Raw genomic sequence first — 2549 nt, forward strand, 5'->3', positions numbered from 1 at the left:
CCGAGCCGTCCCCGGAGTCGAGGAGGTCGGCGGCGTAGGCGCGCTGCACGTACTGGCTGAGGACGAGCACCGGCAGCGACGGGTGCCGTTCGCGCAGCGTCACGGCGGCGTGCAGGCCTTCGTCCTGGAAGCCCGGCGGCATCCGTACGTCCGTCACGACGATGTCCGGGGCGTGCTCGGCGACCGCCGCCAGCAGGGCTTCGGCGTCGCCGACCGCGGCGACGACCTCGTGCCCGAAGCGGGCCAGCAGCCCGATCAGGCCCTCCCGCAGGAGCACGCTGTCCTCGGCCAGGACGACGCGCAGCGCTCGGTCCGCTCGCAAGGGCTCTCCACAGACGGCAGGGGGCGCCGGGCGGGGTTCGCCGGCGGGGTCAAGTCTGCCGCACCGGGCCTCAGGCGCACCGGGCCTCAGGCGGAGCTGCGCTTCGACGGCGCCGACTTCCGGGCGGTGGTCTTCTTCGCCGTGGTCTTCTTGGCGGCCGTCTTCGTCGTCTTCTTCGCGGCCGTCTTCTTGGCCGGCGTCTTCTTCCCGGCGCTCCCGCTCTCCCCGGCCTTGCCGTCCGCCGTCTTGCTCTCCGCCGTCCTCTTCTGTGCCGTCTTCTTGGCCGTGCTCTTCTCGGCCGGCTTGCGGTCCTTGAGGTGGGTGACCTCGGCGTCCGCGGCCTCGGCGCCGTCCCCGCGCGCGTCCTTCGCCGCCCGCACGCTGTTCTCCAGCGCCGCCATCAGGTCGATGACCTGGCCGCCGCCGCCGGACGGCTCGCGTTCCGGTACGGGCTGGCCCTCCGCCTTGGCGGCGATCATCTCCTCGACCGCCTCCCGGTAGTCGTCGTGCAGCGACGAGATCTCGACCTCGCCCAGGGTGTTCATCAGCGCGTCGGCCAGGTCGAGTTCGGCGTCCCGTACGGTGACGTCGGTCTCCGGCGCCACGCCTTCCGGCTGCCGGATCTCGTCGGGCCAGAGCAGTCCGTGCATGGCGATGACGTCGTCGACGACCCGCAGCATGCCCAGCCGCTCGCGGCCCCGCAGGGCGAACTTGGCGATGGCGACCTTGTTGCTGCGCTTCAGCGCCTCGCGCAGCAGGGTGTACGGCTTGGCGGCGGGGACGCCGTTGGCCGAGATGTAGTACGCCGTGTCCATCTGGAGCGGGTCGATGGACGACGAGGGGACGAACGCGACGATCTCGATCGTCTTCGCCGTCGGCAGCGGCAGCGACGCCAGGTCCTCGTCGGTGATCGGGATGATCGTCCCGTCGGCCTCCTCGTACCCCTTGCCGATGTCGGCGGCCGAGACTTCCTGCTGGTCGATCTCGCAGACCTTGCGGTAGCGGATCCGGCCGCCGTCGTCCTTGTGGAACTGCCGGAAGGAGACCGAGTGGTTCTCCGTGGCGTTCACCAGCTTGATCGGGATGCTGACCAGCCCGAAGGAGATCGCGCCGTTCCATATGGATCGCACGTTCCATCCCTTTCATCCTGGATTCGTGGGATTCTCATCGTATGACGCCGATCACAGAGGTGGAGGGGCGGCGGCTGTCGCTCAGCAATCTGGAGAAGGTGCTGTACCCGGCGACCGGCACCACCAAGGGCGAGGTGCTGCACTACTACGCCCGTACGGCGGCCCCTCTGCTGGCCCATCTCGCCGGCCGGCCGATCTCGTTCCTGCGCTATCCGGACGGGCCAGGCGGCCAGCATTTCTTCACCAAGAACCCGCCGCCCGGTACACCCGACTGGGTACGGGTCGCCGAGGTGCCGCGGTCGGCGAGCCAGGTCGCCTCGCAGGTGGTGGTGGACGATCTGGCGACGCTGATGTGGGCGGCCAATCTCGTGGTGGAGTTCCACACCCCGCAGTGGCGCGCCGACGCGCCCGCCATGGCCGACCGGCTGGTCCTCGACCTGGACCCCGGGGCGCCGGCCGGTGTCGTGGAGTGCTGCGGGGTCGCGCTCTGGCTGCGCGAGCGGCTGGCCGCCGACGGGCTGGCCGCGTACGCGAAGACGTCCGGGTCGAAGGGGCTGCATCTGCTCGTGCCGCTGGTGCCCGCGCCGTCGGCCGAGGTCTCGGCGTACGCGAAGGGTCTCGCCGTGGAGGCGGAGGCGGAGCTGCCGGCGCTGGTGGTGCACCGGATGCGGCGGGCGCTGCGGCCGGGGAAGGTCTTCGTCGACCACAGCCAGAACGCGGCGGCGAAGACGACGGCGGCCCCCTACACGCTGCGGGCGAGGGACGAGCCGACCGTCTCCGCGCCGGTGACCTGGGAGGAGGTCGAGGGCTGCGCGCGGGCGGGAGCGGCGGGGGAAGCGCTGCTGGTCTTCACGCTGCACGACATGGCGGACCGGCTCGACCGGCACGGCGAGCTGCTGGCCCCGCTCAACGACCCCGGGCGGGCCGCACCCCTGCCGTGACCGGGCCTGCGGTCCGGCCGGCCCGGAACCGTCAGACCCGCAGCCAGGTGTGCCGGTCGCGGGCCGCCGCGTACAGGGCCTCGACGTCCACGGGTTTCAGTACGCCGCCGAGGTCGGCGAGCGACGCGACCTCCGTGTCGTGCAGGATCCGCACGT

Annotated in this window: 3 protein-coding genes and 1 pseudogene; 1 reads left to right on the forward strand and 3 read right to left on the reverse strand. The window is 71.8% G+C overall.

All coding sequences use genetic code 11. The annotated features are described in order from the left end of the window. The coding region (locus HY68_RS03885) for a response regulator transcription factor (protein ID WP_041984386.1) at positions 1 to 322 on the reverse strand (322 nt) is incomplete at its 3' end. An 86-nt stretch (positions 323 to 408) separates the two neighbouring features. Beyond that, positions 409 to 1452, reverse strand: a complete 1044-nt coding sequence (locus HY68_RS03890) for a Ku protein (protein WP_041984388.1) — start codon at positions 1450 to 1452, stop codon at positions 409 to 411. A 41-nt stretch (positions 1453 to 1493) separates the two neighbouring features. On the opposite strand from HY68_RS03890, the gene ligD reads away from it, so the two are divergent. Then, positions 1494 to 2393, forward strand: a complete 900-nt coding sequence (ligD, locus tag HY68_RS03895; RefSeq protein ID WP_041984391.1) for a non-homologous end-joining DNA ligase — start codon at positions 1494 to 1496, stop codon at positions 2391 to 2393. Positions 2394 to 2424: 31 nt separating this feature from the next. Here ligD and HY68_RS44720 read toward each other — a convergent pair. Next, positions 2425 to 2549, reverse strand: a pseudogene (locus HY68_RS44720) (NERD domain-containing protein); the annotation flags it as partial.

The sequence above is a fragment of the Streptomyces sp. AcH 505 genome (assembly GCF_000818175.1).
Lineage (GTDB): Bacteria > Actinomycetota > Actinomycetes > Streptomycetales > Streptomycetaceae > Streptomyces.